Source organism: Methanospirillum hungatei, assembly GCF_020216685.1.
In the GTDB taxonomy this organism is placed as follows: Archaea; Halobacteriota; Methanomicrobia; order Methanomicrobiales; family Methanospirillaceae; genus Methanospirillum; species Methanospirillum hungatei_B.
Genome location: NZ_JAIWNS010000077.1, coordinates 1 through 14,609 on the forward strand (window position 1 = coordinate 1; position 14,609 = coordinate 14,609).

Genomic DNA, 14,609 nt, shown 5'->3' on the forward strand with positions numbered 1-14,609 from the left:
TGAAATGATGGAGTTGAGTATACCCGGCATAACTCCTGATTATCTTTTCCTGGTTACTCACCAGAATCCCATCTTCTTCTCTTTCCACTCTGCACATTTCCAGGTTGATTCAACTTTTGGTCTGATGTGAATGATCTTGTATTTTCCATCATTGTCGCTACCGGCATATATCGGGATTGGGGGGTTTCTCCAGCATTCAAGCCGTAATATCTCTTTATTTTTTCCGAAGATCGGAACACAGAACTGACAATTCTGACAGAAATGCGGATCAGCCATAATTGATAAGTTCTGACGTCGGCACCATTTATAGATACTCTTTGTTCCCGGCAGTCAAATCGAAACCTATATCGCACACCCCGAATCACAGGTTTTTATGAATCCTGGAATCTTCGACAAATTTTTTAAACCTTCTCCGAAACCACACATTGTCGAAAGTCCTCCCCCACCTCTGATTATCAGGGGGCCAGGTATGGAATGCCGGGAATATGACGAGAAACCATACTTTATTGTAGCCTCTGTAGAGATGGGAAATACCACAACAAAATGCATCCTGACCGGTGTGAATCTTGAAACAGGAATGTGCTATGTCATCAATAAAACCGTCAGTATGAGCCGCGATGTCAGGCCTCCCCGTCCTGGTGAAGAGATATTTGGCAGGACCCTGGACGGCACTGAACTGACACGTGAATCAGTAACCGAGCTCGTGCGTGACACACTTATCAAATGCCATAAGGATGCAAAACTGGACATCAAAAAAGACCTTGATTTTGTAGTCAGAAGTACCGGTGTCGTTGCGGCGATGGATTCTCCTGATCAGGTCGGAGATTTTATCATAGCACTTGCAAACGGGTGCCTTGAGGCAGGGGTTCCTCCCAAGAAGATGACACCCCCGATGTCCAAAATGAATCAGGCTCAGAAATTACAACCCTTTTCATTTGCAGACCGGGTAAACTTTTCAGGCGCAGTCGCAGGAGTCGTCCCCCCTCAGGGAACCACCGGAGTTGAGATGGTAGCAAATGAGATGGAAGGGGAGCTGGCTATGGCGGGTATCAAGGAAGGCGCAAAATGGACCCCTGTAGACTTTAGAAACCCCTGCATCTCTATCGACTTTGGAACAACCCTTGACGGTCGGATCACATCTTTGGTGGATCCAAAATCAACAAATCCCTTTGCCAGAACTATTGGAAATTTCTGCGGTCTGGCCGGAGCAATCCCAGATGCAATCGTGAAAGGGACCGGACTCGTGAATGAAAAGAATGGAACTGCCCTTGACATATTTGGAGAGAAGAGCCGGCTTTCTGCAGCAATAGGATCCAGGAAATCGTCAGAAGTCGTCAACTCGTATGTTGATCGCTGTCATGACCTGATCTCGGTTGAACTGGTTCCAAAAGAACGAAAACGCTATGGTATGGTACCGGTATATGCAGAAGTTGCCATGGAGTCAGGGGTTGCATTGATCGGAGTTGATGCAGGAACCAATGGGACAAATCTTATGAAACTGGGTGAGATAGGAAAGGAGATTATCACGAAATATTCCTTACCGGTCCTGAATGAAGTCATCGATCAAGTTTGTTCAAGGATGGCCCTGCGCATGATTGATGTGGTACATGAACTGGGTATGATTTATCCGGAGACATCCATTGGTTTCACTGGCAGGGCTGCAATATCCGGAAAGAAACCGGAATATATCCTTCAGGGAATTATTGACAGAAAACTCTTCCAGAACCCGGTAGATCATGTGGTGTTTGTCGATGATGGTCTTGCACGGGGCGCAGCTCTGATGGGCAGGTGCATGAATTCACTTGGAAAGCCGGATAAACCAATCGGTGGAATAAGGGGAGGGAAATGCATCATGTCCAGGCGTATTGCCATTGGAAGATAACCTCTTCCTCAAATTCAAAAGGAAATGCTCATCCATGAATACTCGTAAACCATACAATATGGAAGATGAGCAATATTATGACCTTGTTTTTCCTCCGGGAACTCCGCGAACAATAATTCGTGAGATAATCAATACCTTTGATGTAGAGCTCGTGGAACGGCCCGAGACTCTTTCCTTTGCAAATATGGAAGGAGATGTCAGGAATCTTATCGCCGCACGTGGGAAAAAAGAGGTCATGATTGAGGTTGAGAAGTTTTTTAAACAAAAATTAAACGAATTTATCGACGAGACGCCAGCATAAACAGACTCATGGTCAGGATCCCAAGGGATAATGCTATGGTGCCTCCACTCAATGAACTTTTTTGAGTTGGAACTGGTACGCTTTCCGGAATGTTTTCTGTGGGGATCTCTTCAGGCATCTGTGGAGTATGAACCGGGGTAATCTCTGTCTGGTTAATTTCTGACTGAGCCTCAGGAGCTACCAGGACCTTCTCCACTTCACTTTTTTCCATGAGATCAAACATTCTAGTTTCAACATAGTTTTTTCCGATGATCTCTGCTCTGACCATATATGTATCCGGTGCCCATCCGGATGAATCAAATGTTCCATTCCAGTGATAATCCAAATTTTCTCCACTCTGAACCGGTACCACTACCGATCCGCCCCCGGCCATGGAAGGTTCATACTTTCCTTTCGGTCCAAATGATGCTGGCCAGACCTCGATGAGAACTGAATTATCAGTATTGAAATTTGTTGTACCGGTGATTGCAATCAAATCTCCCATGGTATAGGAAGATTCAACCTGGATGTCTGCATAGACCGTGCTGATAGAGACAGTGATCAGGGTCAGCAGAAGTATTCCTGGAAAAAATTGTACTTTCATACAATACTATTATGAGTAAAAATCAATAAATCAGGTACATCGATTATGAAAATGCAACCATCATCTCAAAGTCATGCAGGTAACCAATCAGCATTCGCGCTCCAGCATGCCCCTTACGAACAGCCTTGTTATATTTCAAAATGGCTTCATCATCAATCCATACCGGTTAAGGATGTCAATCTGTGGAGCGGAGATGATCTCCCTGAAGTGGATGAGGTCTCCTTTCTGATTATCATGGGAGGTCCGATGAATATCTATGAAGAAGAGAAATATCCCTGGCTTATAAAAGAAAAGAAATTTATTCGAAACCTTATTGACCATAATATACCGGTTCTGGGTATCTGTCTTGGTGCGCAACTCATCTCGGATGTTCTGGGAGGGACAGTTACCAGACTATCATACCCGGAGTATGGCTGGGTTTCAGTTTCACGGACTATACAGGTGACAGAAAGCCTCCCATTCTCATCAATAATCCCAAATGATCTGATTGTCTTTCAATGGCATCAGGATACGTTCTCAATCCCTCCCGGAGCTATCCATCTTTTCAAATCAGATACCTGTCCACATCAGGGATTTATCTATAACAATTCCACTATCGGTCTGCAGTTCCATCCTGAACTTGACGAACATGATATTCGGATGTTTCTGGAGCTTGTGGAAAAAGATACCGAAATAACTGATCAGGATTATCCAAAAGATGACATTCTTCAGAATATCTCTCTTTATAAAAGAGGAAATGAATTTATTGATTCATTATTAACGTTCCTGTTAATCCAGAATAAATTTAAAACACCCCGGTAATTCATCTTTTTCTATAGTTCCGATCCATTCAAATCTTAAGAAATACGATCAATGGTATGCTTGATCTTCTCTTTGAGACAGAGTGGTCTCCATATCTGGCCGGAGCAGGGATAGGAATTCTGCTCTGGTGCTCATTCCTCTTCTCGAACAAACCCTTAGGCTGTAGTACTGCATTCAGCAGAACATCCGGCATGATAGAGAGTATTTTCTGCCCTGATAAGGTAAAAAACAAGGAATACTACAAGATGTTTGTTCCTGAGATTGAATGGCAGTGGATGATGGTGTTTGGAATTATTCTTGGAGCGTGTATCTCTTCGGTTCTTTCAGGGTCATTCCAGATCTCATTTGTGCCTCAAACATTTCAGGCTGCATTCGGGGATAATATTCTCCTGCGTTTTCTTATGGCTCTGGTGGGCGGTATTATGATGGGGCTTGGTGCCCGGTGGTCATGGGGATGCACAAGCGGCCACGGGATATCAGGAATGTCCCAGTTATCACTCGCAAGTCTGGTTGCAGTCATGGGTTTTTTTGTTGCCGGTATTGGGACGGCGATGATACTCTATTCATGGTGAGGGCTGATTATGTTCACAAAATGTCATGCAAATGAGCGCCTTCAGTTAATACTCGGTCTTCTCATTGGTATTGGGTTTGGTTTTTTTCTGCAGAAGGGTGGAGTTACCAGCTATGATACCATCATCGGCCAGCTGCTTCTGACAGATTTTACCGTGGTCAAAGTGATGGTTTCTGCCATGATTGTCGGCATGATAGGCATACATGTAATGAAAAGCCTCAATCTGATAGAGTTTCACACATTTAAGGGTTCAATTGGCTCCAGTGTTATCGGCGGATTACTCTTTGGAATAGGATTTGGGCTTCTTGGATACTGTCCGGGCACTGTGGCCGGTGCAATAGGACAGGGGCAGATGGATGCCCTTTTCGGAGGTGCAGTTGGCATTCTTATCGGAACCGGTCTGTTTGCACATTTCTATCCGGCCATAAATGATAAAATCCTATCAATCGGTCAGTTCCCGGTTGAGACCATCCCTGAATTAATTCATCTCCCTCGATGGATTGTGGTGCTGGTATTTGTTGCAGGGCTTTTTGGAGTATTATGGTTTCTTCAGATACTGGGGTTGTAAGTACTTCCTCATCCAATAATTTTACAGCATCATGGTTGTAACCCCGCCAGAAAAGCGTCAGATAAGACCCTGTTCTGTATGTGCATTCTTTGTGCTCACCACCGATACCGGGCTTGGAAGATGTAATCTGGGGAAGGATGAAAAGCAGGGATATGAAAACCGTCGATGGGAACTTGATGAGTTAGCAGATCTATTACGATGGCCCTGCATGTATAATCTGACACCTGAAGAGATTGAGGTCTCGATGGATTCCTGGGTAAAAAGTCTGGTGCATGAATCACTCCGGTTCAGGACATCAGTGCAGACCAGGCGATCAATATCATCCGGCCGGAGAAGAGGGAATCGTAAAATTTAATCTATATATTTTCACACAGAATTTCTGATAATTATAGGGTTTTTCCTTGATATATTCGCCATAATTGCAATAGGGATTATCCAAAAGAGGAAGGGAATATTGGATTTTAGGAAATATGTACTATGATTAAATATTAATCGTACTCACGCCAGGTATGGTTACACTTACTATTGGTACACCGAAAGAACCGGACCTCACTTTCATCAGCAGACCGAAGCTGCCTGAGCCACCAGAACGCTTCTCCATTCCCACAATTGGGGCATTTTACAGCAATGGTGGGCAGAGTGCGGACAGACTCGGTATCATCGACAATCACTATCTCTTTCTCTTTTCTTTTATCGGTGATCTTCATCTTTGTCTCACCATGGCCTTCTTTCTCCCAGCCACAGGAGGTACAGATAAAAGAGCCTGCCTGATTTTTTAATAATTTTCCGCACTTCTCACAAAACATACAATAAGGTCTGATAAAGAAACATTTAAAACATACAGCATGCCTGGCATACCAGAAGATCAGATACTACAAGTGAGAGAAGAATTATCTGATCATCAATAAGACAATATGGGAAATGTTTGAACTTCTTATTCCTGTTTCCTGCCTGTTTTTCCTTTTCGCTCTGGTTCCGGGAAGACACCGGACCTATGCAGCCATCATTGCCTGGATAACAATCATCATCGTCTTTATCGGCGGTCTTCCGACGTGGATAGAGGATAGTAATATCCTGTATCCGGTGATGGCTCTGTTATCTATTCCTTTCCTCATCATAACCACACGGCTTCTTCTGAAGGGGAATGATGCAGTTATGAGCCTGACACGGGCTGCTGGGGTAGCATTTATTATTTATGCGCCATTCGCATTTGTTGAAGAGATAGGAAAGTACCTGATAACAACCGTAGTCCACCACACCTATCTTATCCTCCAGCTTCTGGGGTATCCCGTATATCTTGTGTTGTGGAATACCTTTCAAAGTGGGTTTTTCAGAGTTGAAATAATCCTTGCATGTACGGGCATTCAGGCTATCGCAATCATGCTTGGTGTCGCATCAGCAGTCCCTACAACAACCAGACAAAAGTGTCTTGCATTCCTCCTCATTGCTCCGGTCATCTATGTCCTGAACCTGTTTCGAAATGCCGGAGTAATTATCACATACACCAGCCAGTCATTTTCATGGCTGCCGGACATTTCGGGGAATCAAGAATATGGATACTCCAGTTTCTTCTGGGCGCACAATATTTTTGCAGAGGGTATTGCCCTGATATTCCTTATTGTTCTTGCATACAGCCTTTTCAGGCTCATCCCTGCTCTTGGAGATTTTGCCGGAGATCTTGTTCAGTCATATGAAAAAGAGATTAAGAGTATCGTCGGTACAGATAAACAATCCTCTGAAGTGCAGAGAGATTAGTACAGAGAGCAATTATCAGAACAGATATCCAGATAAACCCGGTAAGACCTCCGAGAACGAGCACCAGGACTGTTTCAGGTCTTCCAAAAAATCCGATTCCTTCCAGGGGATCATCAATCTTCCCTTCTTTCCGCTCGGTAAATCCAATCTCGGCATAAGTCACCGGTTTGATGAATGTGTTCATCATCGACCCGATAATCGCAACCGCCACAATACCAAAATCCCAGACCGGGGAGATCTTCAGAACTCCGGAGATAATGGGAATTCCTGAAAGACCTACCCCCAGAAGGACGATAGTATCCACATATTTATCTGCAATCCAGTCAAAAACCGCCCCAAACCTGGTCTCCCTGCCCGTCATCCGGGCAACTGATCCATCGACGAGATCGAGAATTGCAGAACAGAACAAAAAAAGACTGCCGATAAAGTATGAATGCAATATATAGGATAATGAGCAGAAACAGCCGGTCAGAATTGAGAATATCGTAATGATGTTGGGAGAAAGCCCGGCCCTTTTACATATTTCTGCTATCGGCTCGAGATACCTGATAAACCTGTACCGAAATGCAGTAATATTCATTCTTCGCTCAGTCGTTGATAATGATATGAGATATTTCTGCCGATGAACGTCCCACCTTTGCACAACTCCTGATGAACTTTCCTCTATGAGATCGTGGATATCAGTTCAAATCTCACAGCATATATTAGTCCTGTTCCATCAAACATTACTGTTACATATGTCTGACCATATAAACCGCCCTTATGTTACCCTGGTATCAGAAGTGACTATAGATGGAAAACTCACAGTTACAAGGGGCGCCTCATCAAAGCTCCTGATGCAGTTTATGTCTCATGAGGCTGAAGTACTGCTCCATCAGATCCGGGCAGATTCTGATGCCATCATGGTCGGGGCCAATACCATACGGATAGATAACTCATTTCTGACCGTCAGACATGTAGAAGGGAAAAATCCAATCCGGGTCATTCCGTCTTCAAAGGCAGACATATCTCCGGATGCAAATGTCCTCTCACCTGATGCACCAACCATTATAGCCGTATCTGGCCGGGCGGATAAGGAGAAGTGTGCGATTCTGGCAGAAAAAGGAGCTCACATCGAGATCTGTGGAGATGAATTCGTGGATCTTACGGTTCTGATGCGCTTACTCTTTGACAAATATTCCGTACAATCCCTGATGATAGAAGGTGGATCTACCCTCAACGGCAACATGTTCCAGGAAGATCTTATCGACGAACTTCTGCTCATTCATCTTCCTTTCATCGCCGGCGGAGAGGACACACCCTCACTGGTTACCGGCCTTCATCCCCGTGATGTATCAGATCTTCTGAAACTGGATCTCATTACTCAGTTCATGGCTGGTGAAAACCTTATTACAAAATGGCGTGTGGTCAGATCCTGAAAGAGCATTTTTGGTCAAACCATATTCATTGGATCTGCTTTCATGAGTTCACGAAGGATCGTTGTTGCATACTGACCGGGAGGCAAAGAGAATCTGACAAGAAGATCTCCGTCAATAATCTCATATGTCAGATCTGTTTTCATCAGCATGGGACGAAACGATCCGGCAAATTTTGTATCAAGAACAGATGATACCTTCTCAAACATCTGACGAGTAATACCCTTCTCTTCAAGGATGGCATTGATATTTCTGTCATCAGGCCCGATATCAGGAATATTCGACCCCCCGGGGAGAACCAGTGCGAGGGCACATTTATTTCTTTTTACCTGAACCTTCGCTGCATGGATGGTCGCCGGGGAGATTGTATCAGTCCTTCCATCTGGCCAGATAAGATGGTCTCCGACTTCAGGTTCGAATAATGAATAGCCATCCCGGATACGCATGCTTAATGCAGTATTAAAAATCCATGACTGCACCGCACTTACATACATAGAACGAAGAGTCCGGGGGAGTTGCAGGATGGCACCCAGAAAATCCCCAGGATTTGATATCAGATGATGAAGCACAGAACGTTCAAGTGATAACCGGGGAGGGAGGAGATGAAGACACCGGGCAGCATCTTCAGTCTCAAGATAACAAGCCCTTCCTTCCTGTTCATGATCCTCCATCTGCGAGCCTGGTTTTCCAATCATCACCCTGACAGCTTCCTGGTAATTCCCTTTCAGTATCTCAAATCCGATAAGATGTGTGACCGGTCGTGAGACACCAAACCGCTGATAGCCGACATAATTTGGTATACCTTCCCTGATGGATTTCTGAAAGCTATCAAGGGAACTGAATAATGATGAATCTGATATTCTCCTGATACGAATTGTAAAACTGTTCCCCTGGAGATCTCCAAGCCTTATCGGATGTTGTGATGTTCCAAGAGCGGTCAGAGTAATATCAGGAATCGAAAGTGGTGCTAACTCTTCTGCCTTGATCTTATACATCGAGATAAACTGTGTGGTAACGGCCCGTTTATCCTTCGTCCCTGCAAAACCTATCCGCTGATGACTGATGCCTAGTCCTGATGCTATCGCTTTTATTGCACGGTGCTGATCCCAGTTCCTCCGCTTCAGGGAACAGATAAGGTATGGTCCCTCGGAGTACGTATGCTCTGCAATTTCATGAACTTCAAAATCCTCAGGCAGGTCTCTTAATACTCCTCCGGTGCCAGGTGATTCAGTCCGATAGTAATGGAAACCAAGTTCCCTATCAATATCCCATGGACTTTCCATCATAGTAATGGAAGGGAACCGGTAATTTTATCAAGGTCTTCACATTTCGCCGGTCCAAGACCAAGAGCGGTAATAGTGCCGGGTGGTATCTCCGTCATTCCCGCATCCTGAATGAGAACCGCTGCAATTCCTGCCGATTCTGCGAGGGTTTTCAGTTCAAATAACGTCTTTTGATCTGATGCTTTTAAAACCACTTTTTTCTGGCCCTCATTCATCCATGCTTTTTTAAGTGTAAGGGAACTTTTCTCATATGCACCGATTGCCGCATGTCCTGCCTGAGCACATTTTTTCCCACAACTCATCTTCACATCATTGCGAATGATAATACATTGCTTATATTTAAAATCAGGTTCTGTCGCCATCTGCCTTTAGACGTTGGTGTGACGAGTACAAAGGTCTGTTCTCCGGTGAGTTGATTGCCGGTTATGAAGAGTACTATACCAGAACATGAACCGGACATATGAAGTTGCCATTGTAGGTGGAGGACCGGTGGGATCCACAGCCGCCAGAATTTGTGCAAAATCCGGTCTTAAGACATTACTTATCGAAGAACAGGCACATTTTGGATATCCTGTGCAATGTGCAGGTCTGCTCTCCGATAGTGCTTTTCGAGAATGCGAAGTCTCCCAGTCATCTGTCCTCAATACCGTCTCTGGTGCGGATGTGCACGCAGGAGAGGCAACCTGTTCATTTGATGCCGGCAGAACTATGGCATATGTGGTTGACCGGGGAGCACTGGATCATGAGATGGGAAAAGCAGCAGCAGATGCCGGTGCAGAAATAAAACTGAAGACGATAGCAACTGGTATTTCGCGCACATCAGGGATTCTTCATCTGAAAGGAATCAATGGACCAGAGGATGTTTCGTATTCGATGCTCATCGCAGCAGACGGCCCCCGGAGTTCAATCAGCCGGATGGTCGGGATACCCCGTGCCCCGGTATATCTTTCTGGACTGCAATGTGATGTGCACCATTCTCTCCCCCCCGACCATGTGCAGATATATCCGAATGCATCTCCTGAATTTTTCGGATGGATGATCCCTCTGCATCCGGACAGGACACGGATAGGTCTTTGTGGAATTCATCACGTGAAGGAACGCTTCTCCGAGTTTATTAGACCCTTTCAAAACAAGGCTACCCACTTTGTCAGCGGGACTATCCCTCTGGGAACATTGACGAGATCCTATGATGACCGGATACTTATTGCAGGAGATGCGGCAGCAATGGCAAAACCTACCTCAGGTGGCGGAGTGTATACGGGTATCCGGGCAGCCCGTCACGCAGCAGAGGTTGCTATCCGGTCTATTGAAATGGATGACTTCAGCCAGAAGGCCATGGCATCATATGAACATGCCTGGAAAGCAGATTTTGGTCATGAAATTATGAGGGGGTTTCACTTCTTTCAGATTCGGCAGAAGATCTCTGAAAAAGATATGGAATCTCTGATAAGAACCTTGTCACATCCGGATCTGGAGGAAGTTATTACCAGAAAGGGAGATATGGATCGTCCATCAGCCCTTATAAAAGCCCTTCTTTCCCATCCCCGTATGATTCCTGCATATTATCTTATGGGCAAAGCCTTCGCCAGATCAAAACTATGAATATGCTACCTTCATACCTTTGATTCTCAATAATTAGGGGTATGGCAACCAGTACCCCCTCCAGCAGATTTGGACGTGGTTTTATCGTAAATATTACACACCTGAAGGTGAAATTTTCTCTTCCGCCAGAACAGGCCTGGTATGGTGCCCAGGATTACCTGACTGAACTTAAACTTCCTGCACAGTTCAAAGGGACTGAAGTAGAACAACTGACTGATATGCTTCGTCAAAAAGTTGTCTGGCATCAGGCCGGCGGACCGGTTGACAAAGAAATGTATACCGATGTCAGAAGAATTTTAAACCGGCTTATTGTAGCGATAGACCGGGAACTTGGGATATCAGATGCAGATATCGGGCAATACCATGCATGAGTTTAAAATCCGATTAAACTTCGTATCGTACTGATAACCCCGCCTATGGTATCTCCATTTTTAAACTGAACATTTGCAAGAGCTTCGTAGAGTTCAGATTTTTCCCCGCCTGTCTCCAGTCCCTTCTGCAAGGCTGATAATGCATCTTCCCTCTGACCATAAAATGAAAATACAAGTCCTTTATAGAGATATCCCCGGGTATACCCCGGTTCCAGCTCAAGTGCCTTATTAATATACTTCATAGCCTCCAGATAATCTCCGAGTAATCCTGTGGTATACCCATATGAAGAAAGGACCTCCGGATCATTTGGAAGAAGATCCAAAGCCCGCTTATAGGAATCCCTGGCACTTTCGATCCGTTTGATCTTTATCGCAGAGTCCCCTCTCTTCTTCCAGCCTTCACCATAATCAGGAGTGATGGCCAGAATCTGATCATAGAGATCTATCGTCTCCTGGTATCGCTTAATCTTATAATTGATGACCGTTGTTCGTTCCCATATCCCGGTAAACCGGACATTACTTGCAATAGCAACGTAATATGAGTCCATTGGCTGCATATCTTTTGTTATCCGGGTATTTTTAGATCCCTGATAATACCAGAGATCATTCTTTGCAAGGGCGTTAAACCCACCATCAAAAGAGTAAAATGCTTCTTTCCAGTTACGATTATGGTATTGTGCCTCTCCCGATACAAACCAGGCAGGCACACAGGTAAGATCCATGTTTCTCGCAGTCTTTGCAACACCAAGGGCTCCGTTGTAATCACCTTTCTGAAGGTATGAATATCCTTTATTTGCATAGAATTCCGGTTCATCAGGTTTTAATGAAATAGCTTTATCAAATGCTGAATTTGCCTTATCATATTCCTTCATGTTAAAATAGGTGACACCCATGTTGTTCCATGCCGCCGCGTAACCAGAGTTCAGATTGGTGGCCTTTTGAAATGCCTGAATCGCCTCGGCAAATTTGCCCGTCCGCGAGAGCGCCACACCCTGAACATTATATTGCACCGGATCATCAGGATTTAATGTAACGACATTCTGAAATGCTTCAACGGCCTTATCAGGCTGATTCAGATATCCCCAGGAACTCCCGATGATATGCCAGGCAAAACTACAGGTGGGATCTACCTTCAGGCATTGTTCAGATGCATTAATTGCTTCAGGATATTTTTCTTCATTGTAATATATGAGTGCACGAAACTGGAGTGCAGTCAGATTCTGCGGATTTAGTGAGAGGACATAATCATTCTCTTTTATAAGATCCTCTAAGGTAATGGTATCAACAGTCTGATTTGTATCTTCTCCGCTGGTAAAGGCTATTAAGAGTATGATTATCAAAATTGGGAGGATTTTTATCATATACACTCCTCCCGCCATATATCCTGGGGGGTTATGCTATATTGGAAAGCCAATCGTAAAAAATGATATGATACGGTATGAGGAATTATCTTTTCCCCATACAGGAGTTGATATCTTTGCCAAGACAGCCGATTGCATCAGATCTGCATCTCTGACAGTGTGACATCTGTCTGACATATGGTTTACACTTCTCCTGCATTGCCAGTTTTTCCTCAATCGTTGGTGGGGCGATATGAGCGAATTTGGCCTGAGCAATGAGAGGGATGATATTGTGAATATATACGCCCATTTCACTAATTTTTTTGGCAATATCAGGAATATGGTGATCATTAATACCGGGTATGTATACCGTATTTACTTTAATAAGCATCTTTTTGGCGACAGCCATCTTTATACCCTCTAGTTGCCGTGAAACCAGAATCTCTCCCATCTCATGACTTGAATAGTAGCGCCTTCCCTTATAATCGATATACTGGTATATTTTTGCGGCGATATCAGGGTCAATGGCATTCATGGTTACGGTAATGTTGGTGACCCCGTATTTTTCAAGAAGGTCAATCTTATCCGGAAGAAGAAGACCGTTCGTGCTTACACACAGAATGAGGTGTGGATATGCTTCATGAATCAGCCGAAATGTCTCAAAGGTCTCCTCATTATCGAGAGGATCTCCTGGTCCTGCAATACCCACGACTTTGATGAAGTGGTACTGATCAATAATTTCGCGGACTTTTTCGAGTGCCTGCTGAGGGTTTAAGACTTCACTGGTAACACCCGGGCGGCTTTCATTGACACAATCAAATTTGCGAACGCAATAATTACATTGGATATTGCATTTTGGTGCAACCGGGAGATGGGCTCTGCCAAAGGTGTGACTTGCTTTTTCACTATAGCAGGGATGTTCCTGGATCTTACGAATCTGGTCAGGATCCCATTTCACCATCTGGCCATCTATTTCAGTCTCCCGGTAGGATTCTTCAGCCATGAATTACACATTATCCTTTTATCTATTAATATCGGTCGATGATTGTCCAGAAGGTTCAGAAGGATGATCCAGGTTCAGCTGACATAAGGAACCTGCCGGCCCGGTGTTCACTCGATGGGATCTCATCCAACCGGACAGAATATGCAGTATCAGATCCTCCCTGGATATTTCCATCTCATGAGCTACTTCATCAAGATTAGTACACAATTCCGGGGGAAGGGTAAGCAGTACTGATTCATCTCTCCGGTTCATAGAGTTCTCACTTATTTCTTGAGGAAACAGCCTGCTTTTTTCATGGAGTAATAATAATTCACAGACCGGAATGAAAAAGTAACAGATAGAACTCCAAGATGGTTCAATACAAGACGTAATGATTGCCAGAACGGATACAAATGGGACTATCAGACTTTTGGTGAGAATAAATCTGTAATGATTATCCGGAATAGGGATTGCAAGATGTGAAGAGTTCACATACACCCATTGATAAAAAAATATCAGACCGAGAAGTAACATATTCACATGAAATAACAGGACTGCCGGGCCTTCGGTATGGTTATCACCGGCCAGCGTTGATGTAAACGGGAGCAGGCAGGCAATAAAGAGTAAGAAAAACGTGAGTCTGATAAGAACAGGATCCAGTTTAGTTACCAGAGAAAATGTCCGGTGATGTGCCCCCCAGAATGCTGCAAGGATGAAAAATGCCAGGGCAAAATGGATAATCTGTGGAAGCATCTCTATGCATATCTCTGCCGGCGTGAGGTTATCCGCCTGTCCGGGAAGGGCCAGCCCGAGGACCAGGATAGTCATGATTATAGCAAAAATCGCATCGAAAAATGCTTCCAGACGATGAGGAGTCAGTTCAGCAAAGGGAGACGGAGTTATAACAGCGGGTGAATTACTGGTCATGCTCGATCTGATAATTTGACTCAACGAATATATATGATAACAGAAAAGGACTACATATGGAACCGGACGTCCTCGTTGATATATCAGATTCTGACTGGGAACTAATGGTTGAACGAAATGAAAAACCAGTTTTTGTCATGTTTTACAGTCCCTCCTGTACTCATTGTATCAGGATCATGCCATCGGTAGAGGAACTTGCCAGGGATTTTGGAACTGAAGTCGCGTTTG

At 44.4% G+C, this 14,609-nt stretch carries 20 protein-coding genes; 11 read left to right on the top strand and 9 right to left on the bottom strand.

What is annotated here, in order from left to right; translation table 11 throughout:
• Positions 1-57: 57 nt before the first annotated feature.
• Positions 58-276, bottom strand: a complete 219-nt coding sequence (locus LDL35_RS04545) for a hypothetical protein (protein ID WP_304019967.1) — start codon at positions 274-276, stop codon at positions 58-60.
• A 97-nt stretch (positions 277-373) separates the two neighbouring features.
• Between LDL35_RS04545 and LDL35_RS04550 the strand changes: the two genes are divergently transcribed.
• Complete coding sequence (locus LDL35_RS04550; RefSeq protein WP_304019968.1) at positions 374-1,882, top strand: methanogenesis marker 14 protein; 1,509 nt, start codon at positions 374-376, stop codon at positions 1,880-1,882.
• A 34-nt stretch (positions 1,883-1,916) separates the two neighbouring features.
• Positions 1,917-2,183, top strand: a complete 267-nt coding sequence (locus LDL35_RS04555) for a hypothetical protein (RefSeq protein WP_304019970.1) — start codon at positions 1,917-1,919, stop codon at positions 2,181-2,183.
• Here the strand turns inward: LDL35_RS04555 and LDL35_RS04560 are convergent.
• Complete coding sequence (locus LDL35_RS04560) at positions 2,161-2,766, bottom strand: hypothetical protein (protein WP_304019971.1); 606 nt, start codon at positions 2,764-2,766, stop codon at positions 2,161-2,163. The genes LDL35_RS04555 and LDL35_RS04560 overlap by 23 nt on opposite strands.
• Positions 2,767-2,811: 45 nt before the next feature.
• Between LDL35_RS04560 and LDL35_RS04565 the strand changes: the two genes are divergently transcribed.
• Genes LDL35_RS04565 through LDL35_RS04580 form a run of 4 tightly spaced genes read left to right on the top strand, consistent with a single transcriptional unit; the run spans position 2,812 to position 5,061 of the window.
• Complete coding sequence (locus tag LDL35_RS04565; protein ID WP_304019973.1) at positions 2,812-3,567, top strand: type 1 glutamine amidotransferase; 756 nt, start codon at positions 2,812-2,814, stop codon at positions 3,565-3,567.
• A 56-nt stretch (positions 3,568-3,623) separates the two neighbouring features.
• Positions 3,624-4,139, top strand: a complete 516-nt coding sequence (locus tag LDL35_RS04570; protein WP_304019975.1) for a YeeE/YedE thiosulfate transporter family protein — start codon at positions 3,624-3,626, stop codon at positions 4,137-4,139.
• 9 nt (positions 4,140-4,148) lie between these two features.
• Positions 4,149-4,706: a YeeE/YedE thiosulfate transporter family protein gene (locus LDL35_RS04575; RefSeq protein WP_304019979.1), complete on the top strand. Its 558-nt coding sequence runs from the start codon at positions 4,149-4,151 to the stop codon at positions 4,704-4,706.
• 31 nt (positions 4,707-4,737) lie between these two features.
• On the top strand, positions 4,738-5,061 hold the full coding sequence (locus LDL35_RS04580; protein WP_304019981.1) for a hypothetical protein: 324 nt from the start codon (positions 4,738-4,740) through the stop codon (positions 5,059-5,061).
• 133 nt (positions 5,062-5,194) lie between these two features.
• Here LDL35_RS04580 and LDL35_RS04585 read toward each other — a convergent pair whose 3' ends face one another.
• Positions 5,195-5,512 (bottom strand): transcription factor S, encoded by a 318-nt coding sequence (locus LDL35_RS04585; protein ID WP_048067785.1) that lies wholly within the window; start codon positions 5,510-5,512, stop codon positions 5,195-5,197.
• Positions 5,513-5,627: 115 nt separating this feature from the next.
• Between LDL35_RS04585 and artA the strand changes: the two genes are divergently transcribed.
• Positions 5,628-6,461 (top strand): archaeosortase A, encoded by an 834-nt coding sequence (artA, locus tag LDL35_RS04590; protein ID WP_304019983.1) that lies wholly within the window; start codon positions 5,628-5,630, stop codon positions 6,459-6,461.
• On the opposite strand, the gene LDL35_RS04595 is transcribed toward artA, so the two are convergent.
• Entirely contained in the window at positions 6,409-7,041 is a 633-nt protein-coding gene (locus tag LDL35_RS04595) for a CDP-alcohol phosphatidyltransferase family protein (protein ID WP_304019985.1), read from the bottom strand. The genes artA and LDL35_RS04595 overlap by 53 nt on opposite strands.
• 157 nt (positions 7,042-7,198) lie before the next feature.
• Between LDL35_RS04595 and LDL35_RS04600 the strand changes: the two genes are divergently transcribed.
• Positions 7,199-7,879 (top strand): dihydrofolate reductase family protein, encoded by a 681-nt coding sequence (locus tag LDL35_RS04600; RefSeq protein ID WP_304019987.1) that lies wholly within the window; start codon positions 7,199-7,201, stop codon positions 7,877-7,879.
• Between the two features lie 14 nt (positions 7,880-7,893).
• On the opposite strand, the gene truD is transcribed toward LDL35_RS04600, so the two are convergent.
• A complete protein-coding gene (gene truD, locus LDL35_RS04605) occupies positions 7,894-9,162 on the bottom strand; it encodes a tRNA pseudouridine(13) synthase TruD (RefSeq protein WP_304019988.1) in 1,269 nt (422 codons plus the stop codon).
• Positions 9,159-9,521: a peptidyl-tRNA hydrolase Pth2 gene (pth2, locus tag LDL35_RS04610; RefSeq protein ID WP_304019990.1), complete on the bottom strand. Its 363-nt coding sequence runs from the start codon at positions 9,519-9,521 to the stop codon at positions 9,159-9,161. Before pth2 ends, truD begins: the two co-directional genes overlap by 4 nt.
• A gap of 85 nt (positions 9,522-9,606) precedes the next feature.
• On the opposite strand from pth2, the gene LDL35_RS04615 reads away from it, so the two are divergent.
• Both LDL35_RS04615 and LDL35_RS04620 read left to right on the top strand, forming a co-directional pair.
• Positions 9,607-10,761, top strand: a complete 1,155-nt coding sequence (locus LDL35_RS04615; protein ID WP_304019992.1) for an NAD(P)/FAD-dependent oxidoreductase — start codon at positions 9,607-9,609, stop codon at positions 10,759-10,761.
• Between the two features lie 41 nt (positions 10,762-10,802).
• Positions 10,803-11,132 (top strand): hypothetical protein, encoded by a 330-nt coding sequence (locus tag LDL35_RS04620; protein WP_304019993.1) that lies wholly within the window; start codon positions 10,803-10,805, stop codon positions 11,130-11,132.
• A gap of 2 nt (positions 11,133-11,134) precedes the next feature.
• Here the strand turns inward: LDL35_RS04620 and LDL35_RS04625 are convergent, their stop codons facing one another.
• The 3 genes from LDL35_RS04625 to LDL35_RS04635 all read right to left on the bottom strand — a co-directional run bounded on the left by LDL35_RS04625 (position 11,135) and on the right by LDL35_RS04635 (position 14,381).
• Positions 11,135-12,493, bottom strand: a complete 1,359-nt coding sequence (locus tag LDL35_RS04625) for a tetratricopeptide repeat protein (RefSeq protein WP_304019995.1) — start codon at positions 12,491-12,493, stop codon at positions 11,135-11,137.
• Positions 12,494-12,578: 85 nt separating this feature from the next.
• Positions 12,579-13,475, bottom strand: coding sequence for a nitrogenase cofactor biosynthesis protein NifB (gene nifB, locus LDL35_RS04630; RefSeq protein ID WP_304019997.1), 897 nt, complete (start codon positions 13,473-13,475; stop codon positions 12,579-12,581).
• A gap of 18 nt (positions 13,476-13,493) precedes the next feature.
• The gene (locus LDL35_RS04635) at positions 13,494-14,381 is read right to left on the bottom strand and encodes a TMEM175 family protein (RefSeq protein ID WP_304019998.1); all 888 of its coding nucleotides are present in this window, start codon (positions 14,379-14,381) and stop codon (positions 13,494-13,496) included.
• Positions 14,382-14,437: 56 nt separating this feature from the next.
• On the opposite strand from LDL35_RS04635, the gene LDL35_RS04640 reads away from it, so the two are divergent.
• On the top strand, positions 14,438-14,609 hold a 172-nt coding region (locus LDL35_RS04640), incomplete at its 3' end, for a protein disulfide isomerase family protein (RefSeq protein ID WP_304020000.1).